Origin of the sequence: Sphingomonas sp. 35-24ZXX (assembly GCF_000786215.1) — a bacterium.
Taxonomy (GTDB): domain Bacteria; phylum Pseudomonadota; class Alphaproteobacteria; order Sphingomonadales; family Sphingomonadaceae; genus Blastomonas.
Map to the genome: position 1 here is coordinate 554,464 of NZ_JROG01000003.1, position 16,984 is coordinate 571,447.

The 16,984-nt window shown below is 65.9% G+C and carries 18 protein-coding genes and 1 tRNA gene; 8 read left to right on the top strand and 11 right to left on the bottom strand.

What is annotated here, in order from left to right:
* The first annotated feature begins 13 nt into the window (after positions 1 to 13).
* From LI72_RS05335 to LI72_RS18940, 5 genes are all read left to right on the top strand, one after another.
* Positions 14 to 733 (top strand): ABC transporter ATP-binding protein, encoded by a 720-nt coding sequence (locus tag LI72_RS05335; protein WP_033924780.1) that lies wholly within the window; start codon positions 14 to 16, stop codon positions 731 to 733.
* Complete coding sequence (locus LI72_RS05340; RefSeq protein WP_033924781.1) at positions 730 to 2,178, top strand: DUF3526 domain-containing protein; 1,449 nt, start codon at positions 730 to 732, stop codon at positions 2,176 to 2,178. Before LI72_RS05335 ends, LI72_RS05340 begins: the two co-directional genes overlap by 4 nt.
* Positions 2,175 to 3,428, top strand: coding sequence for an ABC transporter permease (locus LI72_RS05345; protein WP_033924782.1), 1,254 nt, complete (start codon positions 2,175 to 2,177; stop codon positions 3,426 to 3,428). Before LI72_RS05340 ends, LI72_RS05345 begins: the two co-directional genes overlap by 4 nt.
* A 34-nt stretch (positions 3,429 to 3,462) precedes the next feature.
* Positions 3,463 to 5,313 carry a TonB-dependent receptor domain-containing protein gene (locus LI72_RS05350; protein WP_231562368.1) on the top strand — a complete coding sequence of 617 codons (1,851 nt, stop codon included), beginning with the start codon at positions 3,463 to 3,465 and terminating at the stop codon, positions 5,311 to 5,313.
* 133 nt (positions 5,314 to 5,446) lie between these two features.
* Positions 5,447 to 6,331, top strand: a complete 885-nt coding sequence (locus LI72_RS18940; RefSeq protein WP_156139486.1) for a sterol desaturase family protein — start codon at positions 5,447 to 5,449, stop codon at positions 6,329 to 6,331.
* A gap of 183 nt (positions 6,332 to 6,514) precedes the next feature.
* Here LI72_RS18940 and LI72_RS05360 read toward each other — a convergent pair.
* The 5 genes from LI72_RS05360 to LI72_RS05380 form a co-directional block, all read right to left on the bottom strand.
* A tRNA-Arg gene (locus tag LI72_RS05360) sits at positions 6,515 to 6,591 on the bottom strand.
* Between the two features lie 66 nt (positions 6,592 to 6,657).
* Positions 6,658 to 7,158: a DUF1178 family protein gene (locus tag LI72_RS05365; protein ID WP_033924784.1), complete on the bottom strand. Its 501-nt coding sequence runs from the start codon at positions 7,156 to 7,158 to the stop codon at positions 6,658 to 6,660.
* Entirely contained in the window at positions 7,155 to 7,982 is an 828-nt protein-coding gene (locus LI72_RS05370; RefSeq protein WP_033924785.1) for a carbon-nitrogen hydrolase family protein, read from the bottom strand. The genes LI72_RS05365 and LI72_RS05370 overlap by 4 nt, the downstream gene beginning before the upstream one ends.
* Positions 7,983 to 8,013: 31 nt before the next feature.
* The gene (gene grxC, locus LI72_RS05375; RefSeq protein WP_033924786.1) at positions 8,014 to 8,271 is read right to left on the bottom strand and encodes a glutaredoxin 3; all 258 of its coding nucleotides are present in this window, start codon (positions 8,269 to 8,271) and stop codon (positions 8,014 to 8,016) included.
* A gap of 67 nt (positions 8,272 to 8,338) precedes the next feature.
* Positions 8,339 to 9,085: a ComF family protein gene (locus LI72_RS05380; RefSeq protein WP_033924787.1), complete on the bottom strand. Its 747-nt coding sequence runs from the start codon at positions 9,083 to 9,085 to the stop codon at positions 8,339 to 8,341.
* 41 nt (positions 9,086 to 9,126) lie between these two features.
* On the opposite strand from LI72_RS05380, the gene LI72_RS05385 reads away from it, so the two are divergent.
* Positions 9,127 to 9,990: a methyltransferase domain-containing protein gene (locus LI72_RS05385; protein WP_033924788.1), complete on the top strand. Its 864-nt coding sequence runs from the start codon at positions 9,127 to 9,129 to the stop codon at positions 9,988 to 9,990.
* A gap of 40 nt (positions 9,991 to 10,030) precedes the next feature.
* On the opposite strand, the gene LI72_RS05390 is transcribed toward LI72_RS05385, so the two are convergent.
* Both LI72_RS05390 and LI72_RS05395 read right to left on the bottom strand, forming a co-directional pair.
* Positions 10,031 to 11,446, bottom strand: coding sequence for a DEAD/DEAH box helicase (locus LI72_RS05390; protein WP_033924789.1), 1,416 nt, complete (start codon positions 11,444 to 11,446; stop codon positions 10,031 to 10,033).
* A 134-nt stretch (positions 11,447 to 11,580) separates the two neighbouring features.
* On the bottom strand, positions 11,581 to 12,108 hold the full coding sequence (locus LI72_RS05395; RefSeq protein ID WP_052129523.1) for a hypothetical protein: 528 nt from the start codon (positions 12,106 to 12,108) through the stop codon (positions 11,581 to 11,583).
* 194 nt (positions 12,109 to 12,302) lie between these two features.
* Here LI72_RS05395 and LI72_RS05400 point away from each other — a divergent pair, with 194 nt between their 5' ends.
* Positions 12,303 to 13,739, top strand: coding sequence for an FAD-binding oxidoreductase (locus LI72_RS05400; protein WP_033924790.1), 1,437 nt, complete (start codon positions 12,303 to 12,305; stop codon positions 13,737 to 13,739).
* Between the two features lie 101 nt (positions 13,740 to 13,840).
* Entirely contained in the window at positions 13,841 to 14,623 is a 783-nt protein-coding gene (locus LI72_RS05405) for a SapC family protein (RefSeq protein WP_033924791.1), read from the top strand.
* Positions 14,624 to 14,687: 64 nt separating this feature from the next.
* Here LI72_RS05405 and LI72_RS05410 read toward each other — a convergent pair whose 3' ends face one another.
* From LI72_RS05410 to LI72_RS05425, 4 genes are read right to left on the bottom strand one after another with little or no spacing between them, the layout of a single operon-like run.
* A complete protein-coding gene (locus LI72_RS05410) occupies positions 14,688 to 15,149 on the bottom strand; it encodes a molybdenum cofactor biosynthesis protein MoaE (protein WP_033924792.1) in 462 nt (153 codons plus the stop codon).
* Between the two features lies 1 nt (position 15,150).
* On the bottom strand, positions 15,151 to 15,399 hold the full coding sequence (locus LI72_RS05415) for a MoaD/ThiS family protein (protein WP_033924793.1): 249 nt from the start codon (positions 15,397 to 15,399) through the stop codon (positions 15,151 to 15,153).
* A gap of 8 nt (positions 15,400 to 15,407) precedes the next feature.
* A complete protein-coding gene (moaA, locus tag LI72_RS05420; protein WP_033924794.1) occupies positions 15,408 to 16,418 on the bottom strand; it encodes a GTP 3',8-cyclase MoaA in 1,011 nt (336 codons plus the stop codon).
* Between the two features lie 45 nt (positions 16,419 to 16,463).
* The gene (locus tag LI72_RS05425; RefSeq protein ID WP_033924795.1) at positions 16,464 to 16,979 is read right to left on the bottom strand and encodes a prolyl-tRNA synthetase associated domain-containing protein; all 516 of its coding nucleotides are present in this window, start codon (positions 16,977 to 16,979) and stop codon (positions 16,464 to 16,466) included.
* Positions 16,980 to 16,984 lie beyond the last annotated feature (5 nt).

Here is a 16,984-nt window from a genome sequence, read left to right on the forward strand (position 1 = left end):
GGGCCCTGTTTGCATGACCAACCCCGTTCTGGTGATCGATCAGCTTGTCGTCGAACGCGGCGATCGCAAGATCGTCGATGGCTTGTCGCTGACGCTGGCAGCGGGGGAAATCTACGCGCTGCTCGGCGGTAACGGTGCGGGGAAATCGACGACGCTGTTTGCGATCCTGGGTTTTCTTCGCCGCAGCGGTGGAACGCTGACCGTGGGCGGCGAAGATCCGGATCGCGCCATCGATGCGGTCCGCGCGCAGATTGCCTATCTGCCCGAGAATGTCGCGCTCTACGATCACCTCACCGCGCGCGAGAATGTCGATTATCTGCTCAAGGTCGCTGAATGCCCGCGACCGCGCGCCGATGTCGAGGCGGCGTTCGCGTCTGTCGGGCTTGCAGCCAATGCCTGGGACATGCGTGCGGGCCGCTTTTCCAAGGGCATGCGTCAGAAGACCGCGATCGCGCTGGCGATGCTGCGCGACACGCCGCTGCTGCTGCTTGACGAGCCGACGTCGGGCCTCGATCCCGCTGCCGCCGCCGATTTCCACAAGCTGCTCGAAACGCTCGCCGCGCGAGGCGTCGCCGTGCTGATGGTGACGCATGACCTGCTCGGCGCGGCAGACACCGCCGACCGGATCGGGCTGATCGCCGGTGGCAGGATCGCCAGCGAATGGTCCGCACATGCCAGCGAGCCGCGCTTCGACCTCAATGCGCTGCACAGCGGCTTTGCGAGGGTGCGATGAGCCAGGTCTTCACCATTGCAGGTGCGGAGCTTCGGCTGATGCTCCGCTCCCGCCTGGCTCTCGTGGGCGTGGCGACGCTGTTGCTGCTCTCTGCAATTGCAGCGGTCACTTCGGCAACACAGATGGCGTCAGCGGCAAAGATGCGCGCAGAGGCGCAGATCGCGACCGACCAGCAATTCAAGGCGCAGCCTGATCGGCACCCCCACCGCATGGTGCACTACGGCACCTATGCGCTGCGCCCGGTCGGCCCGCTCGCCGCCTTCGATCCAGGCGTCGATGCCTTTACCGGCACCGTGGTGTTCCTCGAGGGGCACCGGCAGAACAGCGCCACCTTTGGCGCGGCGCGCGAATCCTCCGATCTGGTCCGCTTCGGTCAGCTCACCCCCGCCTTCGTGCTGCAGACTCTCGCCCCGCTGCTGCTGGTGTTCCTGGGCTTTGCCAGCGTTGCGCGCGAGCGCGAGCGTGGCAGTCTGCGGGCCCTCGCGGCGCATGGCGCCAGCAGCCGCGCGATCCTGGCGGGCAAGGCTCTGGCGCTGTCGGCAGCAGCCATGCTGGCCATGGCCCCTGCGTTTGCCGCGCTGATCTGGGCCGCCATTCAGCAACCAGCCGAGGCAGGGATCGCGCTGCTGACCGCGCTGTCCTACAGCGGCTACCTGCTGGTCTGGGTGCTGGTGATCACGGCTGTTTCGGCATTGGCGGCCAGCGCGCAAGGGTCGCTGGTGACGTTGATTGCACTGTGGGCGGTGATCGTGGTGCTGGTTCCTCGCGCCGCTGCGGCCTGGGCTGGAGTGGCCGAGCCGCTCCCCAGCCGGGTCGATACCGAATTCGCCATCGCCGCAGACCTCCGCCGCATTGGCGACAGCCACAATCCCAACGATCCGCATTTCGCCGAGTTCAAGGCGAAGCTGCTGAAGAAATATGGCGTGGAGAAGGTCGAGGACCTGCCGTTCAACTATCGCGGCGTGCTGGCGCAGGAAGGCGAGCGGCTGACCTCGCAGCTGTTCAAGGATTATGCCGCCAGGGCGAGCGCAATCCAGTTGGCTCAGTCCGGTCGGCTGACGGCCATGGGGCTGATCAGCCCAGCGCTGGCAGTCCGTCGCGCATCGATGGTGGGCGCCGCCACCGATCTGCGCACCCATCTGGCCTTCATGCAAACCGCCGAAGCCTATCGCTACGCCATGGTGCAGAAGCTTAACGCGCTGCAGGCCACCGCGGTCAGCGGCGCGGATGATTCGGCGCGCAGCAAGGATCCGATCGCCGAGCGCCGCACGCGCATTTCAGCCGATTTCTGGAAGGACATTCCCGATTTCCGCTTCGACGCCCCTTCCGTCGCCGAGCGTGCCGCAGCCATGATCCCCGCGCTCGCTATCCTCGCGCTCTGGCTGGCGCTGGCGTCGGCCTTGCTGGCTGTTGCCGGTCGCCGTCTCGAAAGGAACGGCGCATGACCAACTTTCTGCGCGAAGCGTGGCTGCTCACCCGCAGCCGTTCGGCAGTGCTGGCGCTGCTGCTGCTCGCGGTCTGCGCCAGCGCCAGCGTGGCTCTGGGCCTGGCCAGCGTGGCCCGCGACCGTGCCGCGATCGAGCGCATGCTCGCAGGACAGGTCGCCGAGGAGGCTGCGCTGGCGGCCTTTGTCGAAGATGCAGGCAGCGGTGCCTATTACGGCTTCCAGCCGACATGGGACCCGCCGTCCGCGCTTGCCTTCGCCGCGCTGGGCAGCCGCGATATCGCCCCTGCCCAGCTGCGCGTGCGCGCTCTGGCGCTGGAGGGGCAGATCTACGAGAATGAATCGGCCAATCCCGAGCTGGCGCTGCCGGGTCGGTTCGACCTTGCGTTTGTGGCCGTGTATGTCGCGCCGCTGGTTCTGATCGCGCTGCTGCACGATCTGTGGTCGGGCGAGCGCGAAGCCGGTCGCTATCATGCGCTGGCCGCCCTCCCCCGCGCCCGCAGGCGGCTGTGGACCAGCCGGGTCGCGGTGCGCCTTGCCGGGGTGCTGATCGCGCTGCTGCTGCCGTTCGCCATCGGCGCAGCGATCGCGGGAACGTCTTTCCCGCGCGCGCTGTCATTCGCCGGGCTGATCGGTCTGGTCTGTCTGTTCTGGACCGGCATCGTTTTGCTGGTGGCCCGGCGCGGGGTGCGCTCTGCTGTCAACGCAGCCGCGCTGGCGGCGATCTGGTTCGCGCTGACCCTGGTCGCGCCCGCCGGAGCAAACCTGGCGATCAACGCGGCAGTGCCGGTGCCCGATGGCGCCGCACTGGCACGCGAGAACCGCGAATATGTGCATGCCGGCTGGGACCGTCCGCGCGACCAGACGATGCACGATTTCCTCAAGGTCTATCCACAGCACGAGCCGGGCAGCGCAATCCCGCCGACCTTCCACTGGAAATGGTATTTCGCCTTCCAGCACCTCGGCGATCTGCACGTCGCCGCCGAATCGCGCGCCTATCGCGCGGGCATTGCGCGGCGTGCCGAAATGGCGAGCCTCGCCGGATGGTTGTTGCCGCCTGCCGGATTGGCGCAGGCGATGTCGGCCCTGGCGGGCACCGATGTCACGGCACAGCTTGACTATCAGATGCGCATCCGCGCTTACCACCGGCGCTTGCGCGAGTTCTATTATGATTATCTGTTCAGTGAAAATCCCTTCGGCCCGGAAGAGCTGGCGCGCGTTCCGCGCTACGACCCTGCTATCGGCAGCTAGCCTGGCGCTGGCCCCTTCGGCCCACGCCCAGCGCGTGACCGACAATGCGGCCGCCGGGGCCGAGGACGCCTTCGGCACCAGCATCGGCAACGAGCGCGTCGGGCTGTACAGCGGCAGCGACGTGCGCGGCTTTTCGCCGGTGACGGCCAACAATATCCGGCTGGAAGGGCTGTACTTCGATCGTCCCGCCGCGTTCACCGATCGGCTGGTGCAGAGCAATGTCGTCCGGGTCGGGCTCACGGCACAGAACTATCTCTTCCCCGCACCCACCGGCATCGTCGACTACAAGATCCGGCCTGCGGGCAACGATCTTGTGGTCAGCACCATGCTGGGCCTCAACAGCTGGGGCGGCGGGCGTCTGGAGATCGACACGCAGATCCCGGTGGTCCGCGACAAGCTGAGCCTGGTGGCGGGCATCGCCGGGTTTGTCGACGAGCTGGCACCCGGCAACCAGTCCTTCTTTGGCTCCTATGCGCTTGCGGCACGCTGGAAGCCCGGCCCATCGATCGAAGTCATCCCGTTCTGGAGCCGTATCGATCTCTACAACCGCGAAGCTGCGCCCTTGTACACGCCCGAAGGCGCCTTCCTGCCGCCGCGCATCGAGCGCCGCCGCTTCCCCGGTCCCGAATGGGCCGACCAGCGCAACACGGTGCAGCATTACGGCGCATTGACCAAGGCGGGCCTCGGCCCGAACTGGCAGATTGCCGCCGGGCTGTTCCGCTCGACATCGGACAGCGCCACCAATTTCGCCCAGAACTTCACCGCGCTGCGCCCCGATGGCACCGCCATCCGCCGGGTCTCGAGCGATCCGCCGCTTTCGCTCGCGGGCACCAGCGGCGAGCTGCGCATCAGCCGCAGCTTTGCCGAAGGCCCGCGCCGCCATACGCTGCACGCAGCCTTGCGTGGTCGCGAACGGGTGAGCCGCTACAGCGGCGGTGCGTCGGTCAGCTTCGCCCGCGCGCCGATCGATGCAGTGCTCGATATTCCCGAGCCCGATTTCGCCTTCTCGCCTCAAACCGGCGAGCAGGTAAGGCAGGCTATCGCCGGTATCGCCTATGACGGGCGCTGGCAGGGCGTTGGCGGTCTGAGTGTCGGTCTGCAGCACACCTGGTACCGCAAGCGCGTCGACCGGCCAGGCGGGATGCTGGCACGCACCGATGACGAAGCGTGGCTGCCCAATGTCACCGCTTCGGTCGAGCCGACCAGGCGGTTGGCGCTTTATGCCAGCTACACCAGGGGGCTCGAGGAAAGCGGCATTGCGCCCGACAATGCGGCCAACCGCACCGAGGCGCTGCCCGCCATCCTGACATCGCAGGTCGATGCCGGGCTGCGCTGGAAGATCCCGGGTGGGATGAGCCTGGTCGCCGGGGTGTTTGATGTGCGCAAACCCTATTTCGCCGCCGACAGCGCCAATGTCTTTCGCGAACTGGGCGATGTCCGCCATCGCGGGGTCGAGCTCTCGGCAACGGGCACCCTGGTCCCGCGCCTCACGGTAGTGGCAGGCGCAGTGCTGATGCGACCGCGCGTCACCGGCGAAGCGGTCGAGCAGGGTCGCGTCGGTCGTCGGCCACTGGGCCAGCCTTCGCGGCTGCTGACGCTGGCGACGCAATACGAGCTGCCGGGCGTCAAGGGCGTGCAGCTGACGCTCAACGCCACGCACCGCGGATCGCGCGCGGCCGATACGCGCAACCTGGTCTTTCTGCCCGCCCGCACCACGATCGACGCCGGCGTGCGCTGGCGGATGGCGATCGGCAAGAACCCTGCGCTGCTCAGGGTCCAGGTGCTCAACGTCACCAACACCTATGATCTCGCACTGGTCGGAAGCGGCAGCTATCAGGTCAACGCACCCCGCCAGGTCACGATGTTCCTGACGGTCGATTTCTGACGGTGGCTGCCGTCGGCAAGTGGATAGGCTCGTCTCAATTTGCTGAGTGACCTCGCGTTGCCATAAGGTCGGTAAATGATTTGTTGAGACGCACTGGTTTAAGCAACGTGGCGAACTCCGGCGGAGATGTTGCTTGGATATTGCGGTTACCTTGATGCACCTGTGGGACCTGCAATCTGTCAAGGTGATCGTCGGCATCACGGTCGTCACGCTGCTGATTGTGATCATCGGCGGGCATCGCGCCCTGGTGTCGCGCAATGCGCTGGCCAACAGCCGGGTCAGCCTGTTGTTCTGGTTCAGCAACCTCCTGCTCATGCCATGGCTGGCGCTGGTCAGCGCCGGCTTCGTGATGGCTTATGGCATGCTTGGCCTGCCACGTCTGTCGCCGTCGGCCTGGCAGGCGGTACCGTTTCCGTTGCTCGTTCTGATCACCTTCCTGGCCAACGAGTTCTGGCTCTATTGGGTGCATCGCTGGCTGCACAGCCGCTGGGGCTGGCCGATCCACGCCATCCACCACAGCGACAGCCACGTGAATGGCTTCACCCAGTGGCGCATCCACATTCTTGAGGCCGTCGTGATGCGCCTGTTTGCGCTCGTGATGATCGGCTGGATGGGGTTGCCACCCGCCGCCGCCGGCGCCGCTGCGCTGGCGGTGACGCTGCACGCGGCCTACATCCATTCGCCTCTGGATTGGGAGCATGGGCCGTTGCGCATGATCATCGCCAGCCCGCGCTTTCACCGCTGGCATCATCTCGACGCCGCACCAGCCTACAAGACCAACCTCGCCAATGCCGTGCCGCTGTTCGACTGGCTGTTCGGTACCTATCGCGCGCCGCACCGGCTCGATGCTCCGATGGGCGCGCGAAGCGCCGGCGTGCCCGACACCGATTTCGGCTCGCTCTGGCTGTGGCCGTTCCGGGAATGGGCGCGGATGATCGGGGATGCGGCAGGCATTCGGCTGCGGCCGGTAGCAAAGCCGCCCGGCCCGTCGAGCGATGGCCAGTCTCTCGGGACGTGAGGCTGATACGAACCGCTTGAAAACCGGGCAGTCCGGCCGCCCGGGCTAAGTGCCAGCGTAGGAGCGTCCAGAAACGACGAACACCCGCGCGATCACCTGCAAGGCCGCGCTTTGGGCAGAAGGTGCCAGCTTTCCACCCGGCAGGCGGATCAGAAACGCTGAACATCCAGGCTTTTCACGAATTGGTGCGCCCGACAGGATTCGAACCTGTGGCCCCCAGATTAGGAATCTGATGCTCTATCCTGCTGAGCTACGGGCGCGCGTTGCGGGGTTTAGCCAAGCGGGGGCAGCATGGCAACGCCGTTTGGCGGCGGGCGCCGCGCGGATCAGTTCTTGGCGTCCGGCGGAATGACCGGAAACGGCAACGGGGCGACGGCAACGCCTTCCTCGATCAGCGCGGCGGCCTCGTCCGGCGCGGCCTGGCCGTGGATGGGTGCATGCTCTTCCTCGCCATAATGCATCGCCCTTGCGCGGTCGGCAAAGCGCTTGCCGACCCAGGTCGATTGCTCGAGCGCTCGCGCCTGCGCCTGGGCCAGCGCATGCAGTACCGCCTGCATCTTGGCGACCTCGGCCCCAGGAGCGGTATTGCTGACCGGCACAGGGACAGCCGCGCTGGGCTCCGCCTCGCGTAGCACATTGGGCTGCGCCACGCGCTGGTTGCCCTTGGCGTTGAGCCTGGGCGCCATCACCGCCTTGGTGACGTCGGTAGAGCCGCAGAACGCGCATGCGACGAGCCCGCGGGCGGACTGCTCCTCATAGGCATCGCTGGATGCGAACCAGATTTCGAACACATGGTCGTTGGCGCACTTGAGATCGAAGACGATCATGGCAGCACGGCCTCTGCCACCGGCCTGCGATTGGCGATCACCGGAACCCGTGCGCGGACATCGGCGATGCGGTCGAGCGCCAGATCGGCAAAGCCCAGCCCCGGAGCTTCCCCCATGTCGAGCAGCACCTCGCCCCAGGGGTCGATCACCACGCTGTGACCAAAAGTGCTGCGGCCGTCTTCGTGCGTGCCTGTCTGCGCCGCCGCGACGACGAAGCACGCGCTTTCGATCGCGCGCGCGCGAAGCAGCACGTGCCAGTGCGCCTGGCCCGTAGGGACGGTGAACGCGGCAGGAACCGCGATGATATCCGCGCCTGCCCGGCTCAAGACGGCATAAACCGCAGGAAAACGGATATCGTAGCAGATCGACAGCCCCAGGACCGCTTGAGGCAGGCGCACCGCAACAGCCTGCTCTCCACCCTGATAGACCGAGGATTCGCGCCAGCTTTCACCGGTCGGCAGATCGACATCGAACAGATGAATCTTGTCGTACCGTGCCATGATGTTGCCATCGGGGGCAATCACGAATGCGCGGTTGCGCCATTTGTCGGCGGCGGTGTCGCCCTGAACGGCGAGCGATCCGAGATGCACCCAGATGCCGGTGGCGGCGGCTGCCTGGCGCACGGCCGACAGCACGGAATCGTCTGCCTCTGGCCGGATCGTGGCAGCCGCGCGCACCCGGTTGCGGTCGAGCATGTTCGACATTTCGGGCGTGAACAGGATGTCAGCGCCGCCTGCCTTGGCCTGATGCACGGCATCGACAAGCATGATGGCGTTCGCGGCGGGATCGACACCCGCCGTCATCTGCAACACGGCAATCTTCATGTCAGCCAGCCATCCAATCGGAAATGCGTCGTCACAGCCCCAGCATCGGGTCGAGCTTGCCCGCCCGATCGAGCGCGGCCAGATCATCCGATCCGCCGACATGCTGGCCGTCGATGAAGATCTGCGGCACGGTGCTGCGGCCGCCGGCGCGGCGGATCATCTCGGCCTTGGGCTCGCCGCCCATCGAGACCTCGACTTCGTCAAACTCCACACCCTTGCTGCTCAGCAGCGACTTGGCGCGATAGCAATAGGGGCAGGTGAATTTGGTGTAGATTTCGATCTTGGCCATGGATGCGTCCTCCAAGGGAATATTTGGGCTAATTCCGCTAGAATGCAACCGTTGTGCCGCTTTCCTGTCATATACCTGCGCCCTCGTCGCCCTCGCGCAGCACGCGCGCCCAGCAATAGATCGTGACCTTGGCGGCTCCGGCCTGCTTGAGCAGCCGCACACAGGCGCGCGTTGTGGCGCCGGTGGTGTAGACATCGTCCACCAGCAGCACGTGCCTGCCGGCGACACACGGCCATTTGGCGCGTGGGATCTCGAACACGCCCCGGATTGCCTGGCTGCGCTGCTTGCGGCTCATGCCCTTGAGTGGAGGGGTGGCGCGGATGCGGCGCAGCACGTCGGTCTCGACCGGCAGGCTGTGCGGCGCTGCCAGCGAGCGCGCGATGAGGATCGACTGGTTGAACCCGCGTTGCCACAGCCGCCAGCGGTGCAGCGGTACCGGGATCAACACGACGCCGTCCCGCTCGCTCGGCAGATGGCGCTGCAGATGGCGCGCGATCAGCCGCGCCAGCCCGATCTTGCCGCCGTGCTTGAGCTTGAGTACGATGGACCGCGAGAGGTCGTCATAGATCACCGCAGCCTTGATGCCATTGTGCTGCGGCGGATCGGCGAGGCACTCGGCGCAGACCAGATCATCGTCCCGTCCCTCGGCGAAGGGCTTGCCGCACGCCTGGCAGGCGGGGTCGCTGACAAAGCGCAAGGCGTTCCAGCAATCGCTGCAGAACTGGAGGTCGCCTTCGACCAGCACGCCGCAACCGGGGCAGCGCGGCGGCAGCACCAGATCGATCAGCGGGCGCAAGGCACGGGCGAGCGACATGCCCTCTTGTCGCGCGGCGTGCGCCCCGGCACAAGGCCCCGATGACCGACAATGCCGCCCCCCGCATGCTGTTTTCACCCGAACGCCGCCGCCTGGCGATGGCGCGCGGGCAACGGATGGCCGCGCTGCACGGTGGCGCGTTCCTCGCCGAGCATATGGCCGACGAGATCGTCGAGCGGCTCGGATGGGTCAATCGCACCTTTGCCGAGGTGCTGGTGATCGGCCACGCCCCTGCGCTGCTCACCGAGGCGCTGGCGGCGCGCGGTGCGCACCTGACCCTGGCAGGACCCGTCGGGCGGGATGGCATCTGCGATGAAGACGCCCTGCCGTTTGCGCCCGGCGCGTTCGATCTGGTGGTGTCGCTGGGGACGCTCGACAGCGTCAACGATTTGCCCGGCGCGCTGATCCAGATCAACCGGTCGCTGAAGCCCGATGGCCTGATGATGGCGGCGCTGATCGGGGCAGGCTCGCTGCCGCGACTGAAGGCGGCCATGCTGGCGGCTGACGAGGCCGGCGGGCGCGGTGTCGCTGCCCGCATCCATCCGCAGATCGATGTCCGGGCAGCAGGCGACCTGTTGCAGCGCGCGCGCTTTGCGATGCCGGTGGCGGATAGTGACAGCCTGACAGTGCGCTATTCGGCGCTCCCCGCCCTGGTCCGCGATCTGCGCTGCCATGGCTGGACCAACACGCTGGCATCGAGCCCACCTGGATTGAGCAGGGCGTCCTTGATGGCGGCGATGCAGAGCTTTGGCGAAGGCGCCGATGCCGACGGCAAGACACCCGAGCGGTTCGAGATCGTGTATCTGAGCGGCTGGGCGCCCTCCCCCGACCAGCCCAAGCCGGCGCGGCGCGGCAGTGCGACGGCATCGCTCGCAGGCGTGCTCGGCAAGCCCAAGCAGGAGTGAGCGGCGGGGCGACGATCAGACGATCGCCGCCGCTATCGCCTTATTCGGTGCCGAAGCCGACCGACAGAAAGTCCGGCATCGGGCCGTTCCAGCCATCATCCGGGCCATCGTTGCGCGCATCATCGCGACGCGGGCGCGACGCTGCAGGCTTGCGGCGCTCGTCACGCGGCTTTTCGGCACGCGGACGATCTTCCGCCTTCTTGCGCGGCTCGGCGGTACGCGCTTCGGGCTTGCGCGGCTCGCTCTTGCGGGCATCGTCGGCTCCGCGATCGTCGGTCTTCGCACCCTTGCGCGCGCGCACCGGCTTTTCGCGCGGGCGTTCCTCCCGAACAGGCTCCGCCGCGCCTTCGAGCACGATTTCGGGAATGGTGGTGCCGATCAGCTTTTCGATATTGGCCAGTGCCTCGGCATCTTCATCGGTGATGAAGGTGAAAGCCTTGCCCGATGCGCCTGCCCGGCCGGTGCGGCCGATGCGATGGACATAATCGTCCGGGTGCCACGGAGCGTCATAGTTGAACACGTGGCTGACGCCCTTGATGTCCAGTCCGCGTGCCGCGACATCGGAAGCGACCAGGATGTTGATCGTGCCATCCTTGAACTTGTCGAGTTCGGCGATGCGGTCGCGCTGTTCCATGTCGCCATGGATCTCGCCCGAATCGAACCCGCCCTGGCGCAGCGCCTTGTTGAGATCGCGCACCGTGGTCTTGCGGTTGCAGAAGATGATTGCGGTCTGCACGCCTGCATCGAGCATCTGGAACAGCGTATCGCGCTTGCGGCGTGACGAGACGCGAACCTTGCCCTGCTCGATCGAGGCATTGGCGCTCGCAGGCCTTGCGACCTCGATATATTTGGGATTGGTGAGGAACTTGTCCGACAGCTTCTTGATCGGCGGCGGCATGGTTGCCGAGAACAGCAAAGTCTGGCGCGTCGCGGGAAGCCGGGTGCAGATCGTCTCGATATCGGGAATGAAGCCCATGTCGAGCATCCGGTCGGCCTCGTCGATCACCAGCAGGCCGCAGCCGGTGAGCAGGATGTTGCCGCGATCGTACAGGTCCATCAAACGACCCGGGGTCGCGATCAGCACGTCAACGCCCTTTTCCAGCGCCTTGATCTGATCACCCATCGACACGCCGCCGATCAGCAGCGCCATCGAGAGCTTGTGATACTTGCCGTATTTCTCGAAATTCTCGGCGACCTGCGCCGCGAGTTCGCGCGTCGGCTCGAGGATCAGCGAGCGCGGCATCCGCGCGCGGCTGCGACCTTCGGCCAGGATGTCGATCATCGGCAGCACGAAGCTGGCGGTCTTGCCGGTACCCGTCTGAGCAATGCCGATCAGGTCGCGCATCATCAGGACCGGCGGGATCGCCTGCGCCTGAATCGGCGTGGGGGTCGTATAGCCGGAATCGGTAACGGCCTGGATCAACTTTTCGGAAAGGCCGAGATCGGCAAATATCATAGAATATCCAGAAACAGGCAGCAGCGCGGACAGATATCGTCACGCCATCGATGCCGGGCCATTGGCCACGCGCGGTCCATGCGCAAACATCGCCGTAAAGTCAACCATTGTGCAAGAGGAGTGCGCGCGAGCGATCAGTCCTCGGGGACGAGCAGGCGCAGCTTTTCGACCTCGCATTTGCTGCCCGAACGCGCCTGCAGAAGGTCCCGATCGACGCACAGGCGGCCATCGCTGCTGCGCTCCATGTAAAAGCCCTGGTAGAATTCGCGCGCCCGGCACGACCGTTCGAGCTGGGCCTCGATCATGCGCTGGTCGCGAGTGAACAGCACCAGCATGTCCTCGTTGATCACCCGCACGCCGGTGACATCGCGCATCGCAAGGCACTTGCCGACCTTGCGCCGCTCGAACTTGGGCGGCTCGGGCTGGGGCGCCCTGCGCGGCGGCGGCGCGGGCATCAGCGACGATCGGGAGAACGACTGGCGGGGAACGCGGATGATGATGCGCTGCTCGATCCGCACCTGCGCCATGGCCCTGGGGGTCGGGTCGAGCAAGCGCTGCAGTTCGGGCGACGGAGTGTCGGCTGCGAATGCAGCACGGCCTTCGTCTGCCAGCGGCATGGAACCGAGCATCAGCACCGCAACGATGAAATCTGCAAAAACCATGGCCGCGCGCGGCGATCCTCCAGACCCGTTAAACCCCTGCCCCCGGGGTAGTCCGAACGATTGAACCGCCGATTAACGATGCCCTGCCAGGGCCAACCCGCATCGAATTGTCGCGCCGCGTGATATTTTTATCACGGCCGCCAGGTTGCGCGCGGCTGATTGTCGTGATCGCCTGCCGGGTGTATCACGCCGCCATGATCGAGACCCTCACCCGCAACACCCTGATCGAGCGTCTGGAGGCCCTGCTGGGTCCCAAGGGCGTGACCACCGATGCGCAGGACATTGCGCCCTGGCTGACCGACTGGCGCGGGCGATATCATGGTGCGGCGCTGGCGATGGTTGCACCCGCCAACGCCAGCGAACTCGCTGCCATCGTCAGGCTCGCGGCAGAGACCGGGACGCCAATTGTTCCGCAGGGCGGCAACAGCGGCATGGTGGGCGGGGCGACTCCCGACAGCCAGGGCACCGCGCTGCTGCTCAGCACCCGGCGGATGAACGCGATCCGCACGATCGATGCCGCCGCGCGCACCGTCGTCGCCGAAGCCGGGGTTGTCCTGCAAACGCTGCACGAAGCGGTCGCTGCCAGGGGATTGCGCTTTCCGCTGACCTTGGGCGGCAAGGGTTCGGCCACCGTCGGCGGGCTGGTCTCCACCAATGCCGGCGGGACGCAGGTGCTGCGCCATGGCACGATGCGCGCACTGGTCGAAGGACTGGAGGCCGTACTCCCCGATGGATCGATCTACAGCGGGCTTGCCACGCTGAAGAAGGACAACCGCGGCTATGACCTCAAGCATCTGCTCGTCGGGGCAGAAGGCACCCTGGGCATCGTCACCGCCGCGACCTTGAAGCTGGTTCCCGCCCTGATCGACCGCGCGGTGGTCTGGGCCGGGGTGGAATCGCCCTTGGCGGCGCGCGAACTGCTGCTGATGCTCGAGGCCCAGGCCGGGCGCGAGATGGAAGGTTTCGAGATCATTCCCCAGCGCTGCCTGACCAACGTGCTGCACCACATTCCCGGCACCCGCGCCCCGCTGGACGGCGCGCATCGCTGGCATGTGCTGATCGAATTCGCCCGCGACGATGCCGCAGCTATGCCACCAGAGCAACTGGCCGAGCGCGTGATGGCGCAGGCTTTCGAGCTCGGCCTTATCCAGGACGCCACCGTGTCCAGCAGCGAATCGCAGGCAGAGGCCTTCTGGAAGCTGCGCGATTCCATTTCCGAGGCCGAGCGCGCCGAAGGACCCGCGATGCAGCACGACATTTCGGTTCCGGTTGCCGAGATGGCGCGGTTCATCATCGAGGCCGGCGCCACGGTCGAGTCCCGCTTTCCCGGCACCGAAGTTGCCGCGTTCGGACACATGGGCGATGGCAATGTGCACTTCCATGTTGCCGCCCCCAAGGGTGCCGATCGGTCGAGCTGGTCGGACCATCCCGGCAAGGAAATCAGTGCCTTCGTCCATGATCTTGTGGTCGCAGCTGGGGGATCGATCTCGGCTGAGCATGGCATCGGCCAGATGAAGCGCGACGAACTCGCCCGGCTCAGCGACCCTGCCCGGCTGATGGCGCTCAGGGCGATCAAGCAGGCGATGGACCCCAAAGGGATCATGAACCCCGGCAAGCTGATCGCGTTTTGATCGGGCCTGCGTCGCTGCACCCCCTTGCGCCGGGCTTTCGGGCAACTTAAGGCGCTGCTTCCGGTTTTACGGATAAAATCAACGTCAGCGGAGAACATTTCATGGCCAGTGCGCCGCAAGCCACCAATCTGCCGGTCCTTTTCAATGATCTGGTACCTCTCAACTCCAAGGATCACGGCAAGTTTCGCTCGCGGACCATGGACGGAGCGCACTTCCTCAAGAACCAGCACGCGATCCCGCTGACGGCCGAGGAATTCTCGCAGGCCCAGCGCCATTATCCGATCATCTTTTCCGCTGGCCCGGACCCTGTTCCGCTCGCGCTGATGGGCATGAACGAAGGCGTCAACGTGTTCCTCGACGATGATGGCAAGTATCGCAAGCCGGCCTATGTCCCGGCCTATGTGCGCCGCTATCCGTTCATGCTGGCGCGTCTGCGTCCGGATTCGCAGGAACTGTCGCTGTGCTTCGACCCGACCTGCGAAGCTCTGGGCGAGTTCGAGGAAGGCGATGCGCTGTTCGACGGCGACCAGCCCAGCGAAACCACCAAGAACATCCTGCAGTTCTGCGAAGATTTCGAGCGCGCAGTGCAGGGCACGGCATTCTTCATGGAAGAGCTGAAGAAGCACGACCTGCTGATGGACGGCGAGCTCAAGATCGAGCACCCGACCCTGGCACAGCCCTTCGTCTATCAGGGCTTCCAGATGGTGAGCGAAGAGAAGCTGCGCGAACTGCGTGGTGACGAACTGCGCAAGCTGAACCAGAACGGCGCCTTGCCGCTGATCCACGCGCACCTGTTCTCGCTGCAGGTGATGCGCGATCTGTTCGCGCAGCAGGCGGCCGACGGCAAGGTTCCCAACCTGCCTGCGCCTGCCCAGGCCAACTGATCAACCGATCGATATCGTCATGGCTGCCAGCGCGCAGCCATGACGGCGATCTCTGGGTCGGGTCTCAGCGTTCGTCCCAGCGCGCGGCATCGGCATAATCCTCGTCGCGCGGCTCGATCCAGACGCGGCCCTGCGCACCGGTTTCGCTTTTCCAGAACAGCGCCCGGCTTTTCAGATAATCCATCAGCAGATCTGCCGCCTCGAACGCAGCGCGGCGATGCTCGCTCGCGGTCACTACGAGCACGATCGGCTCGTGCGGCCCCATCTCGCCGACCCGGTGGATCACCAGCACCGCCTCCAGCGACCAGCGGCTGGCCACGTCGTCGAGCATTTCCTCGATCCCGCGCTCGGTCATCCCGGGGTAATGCTGCAGGCTGAGCGCACTGACCGCGCCGTCCTGGCCCGACGGTCGTACCATCCCGGTAAAGCTGACCATGCCGCCTGCGTTCTCAAGCGACTGGCGGAAGGCCGCGATCTCTGCTTCGGGATCGAACGGGAGGGGCGAAATTCTGACGCTGCGGCGCATCTCAGCCACCGCTGACCGGGGGCAGAAACGCCAACTCGTCCTCATCCTCGACCAGAGTATCGCCATCGACGATCGCACCGTTGATGGCATAGCGCACGCGCGGTTCGGCGAGCGCGCTGCCAAGCAACCGGTCGCCCGCATCGAGCAGGCCGATGATGTCCGTGATCGCATGCGGCTGCGACAGGATCATCTGCCGCTCGATCCCGCCTGCCAGATCGCCGAGGCGGCCGAAGAACAAGAGCTGTGCCATATGATCGCTCAGCCGCCGGTCATCGACATGTGCCGCGACAAGGCGGGTGCCGCGCCGGGGGCGTCGATGTGGAAATCATGCCGCTCGGGCTTGCGGCGGATCGCGCGATCGAGCGCAGCGTCGAGCGCCGCCTCGCTATCGTCCCCGCGCATCGCGGCACGCAAGTCGACCCGGTCGTTCTGGCCAAGGCACATATAGATCTGCCCGGTGGCCGTCACGCGCACGCGGTTGCAGCCCGCGCAGAAATTGTTGGTGAGCGGGGTGATGAAACCCAGCCGACCGCCGGTCTGAGCCACATCGACATAGCGCGCAGGGCCGCCGGTCTTGTGGCCGCTCTCGGTCAGCGTCCAGCCCTGCTCCAGCTGCTCGCGCACCTGCGTCAACGGCAGGTAATGGTCGAACCGGTCTTCCTCCACCTCGCCCAGCGGCATGACCTCGATCAACGTCACGTCATGGCCGCGGCCATGCGCCCAGGCGATCAGATCGGGCAGCTCGTCCTCGTTCAATCCCTTGAGCGCGACTGCATTGATCTTGACCTGGAGCCCTGCGCGATCCGCGGCATCGATCCCGTCGAGCACCTGGGCCAGCGCATCGCGCCGCGTCAGCCTGGCGAAGAGTTCGGGCTGCAAGGTGTCGAGCGAAACGTTGATCCGGCGCACCCCGGCGTCGGCGAGCGCCGTGGCGTGCTGGGCCAGCTGGGTACCGTTGGTGGTCAGCGTCAGTTCGTCGAGGCCGTTGCCGATCTCGCGGCCCAGTCGCGCTACCAAAGTCATCAGGTCGCGGCGCACCAGTGGCTCGCCCCCGGTCAACCGGATCTTGCGCACGCCGCGCTCGATAAAGGCCAGCGCCAACCGGTGCAGTTCTTCCAGGCTCAGAACTTCCGCCTTGGGCAAAAACTGCATGCGCTCGGGCATGCAATAAGCGCAGCGCAGATCGCACCGGTCCGTCACCGAAAGGCGAACATAAGTGATCTGACGCGAAAATCCGTCGATCAACGGGCGGGTGGTAACCTGTGTCATCACAACCGGACTACAGCATGGGGGGCTGAGCGCCCACCCTCAATTTTACGACTGTTCAGGCGCCGGGGCCTTGTTGGGCACCGGGACGATCAACGGCGCATGCCGCCAGCGCACCAGCACCCGGACCAGATCAAGCCCCGACAGGCCCAATGTCGCAGTGTTGCGCAGCGGATGGACGTTGACGCGCGGCTGTGCAGCCAGCACCTCGTCGAGCACCAGCTGGACCCTGCCCGCCTTGTCGTTGAACGCCGCGAGCGGGGTCACCGATCCCGGCGTGATCCCCAGCAGTTCGACCATCTCGTCGCCCGAGCCGAAGCTGAATCGACCCGCACCCACCAGATGCCGCAGCGCGCCCAGATCGACCTGCTTTTCGGCGAGCACCGTGACCAGATAGAACTGGCCGCTGGTATCTTTCAGAAACAGGTTCTTGGTGTGCGCACCGGGCAACGAGCGTTCGAGCGAGCTGCTTTCCAGCACGGTGAACACCGCCTCATGCTCGACCTGGTCGAAGCGGATCCTGGCTGCGTCCAGCTCGGCATGAAGGCGGGTATCGTCGGTCATTCGGC